Annotated in this window: 1 protein-coding gene; it reads right to left on the reverse strand. The window is 38.8% G+C overall.

The annotated features are described in order from the left end of the window. The coding region (locus tag MK851_RS15640; protein ID WP_320244938.1) for a hypothetical protein at window positions 1-595 on the reverse strand (595 nt) is incomplete at both ends.

The raw sequence follows: 595 nt of genomic DNA on the forward strand, positions 1-595 counted from the left end.
CTGCTACATTATTAAAAATATTAGCATTTGCTCCTGTTTGTGCTGCGGCTCCATCTAATGAATAGGTGTAACTAGCATCAAATGGTGTTATAGTGATATTTCCTGTACCATCACAGTTATATACTACAGTACTTGCAAATGGCGGTACTGCTGGTAAATCTGCTATTGTTACCGTATTTAAAATTCTTTCACAGCCATTTGAATCTTCTACTTTTGTCTCATAATCTCCTGCTGGTAAATTAGATACTGTTGTTCCTGCTATTTGTGTATAAGCTCCTCCTCCTACTAATCTATAATAATAAATGTATGGTGCTGTTCCGCCTGTAGGTGCTGTAAAACTTATCGTTCCTAAAATAGTTCCTGTAGGACTACACATTAAGTCTGTTTTACTTGCTGAGCCTGACGCTAATGCTGTTGGAACGTTAATCGTTTCTGTTGATGTGGCTACTGGTGGACATCCGTTTGCATCACTTACTGTAATTTGATAACTACCGTCTCCTAAACCTGTAAAACTGTAATTAACATCTGCTGATGGTCCTTGTACAAATGGCCCTCCTGGTCCTGTAACTGTTACGGTATATGGCGATGTTCCACT

Origin of the sequence: Tenacibaculum sp. 1B UA, from assembly GCF_033978845.1 — a bacterium.
In the GTDB taxonomy this organism is placed as follows: Bacteria; Bacteroidota; Bacteroidia; order Flavobacteriales; family Flavobacteriaceae; genus Polaribacter.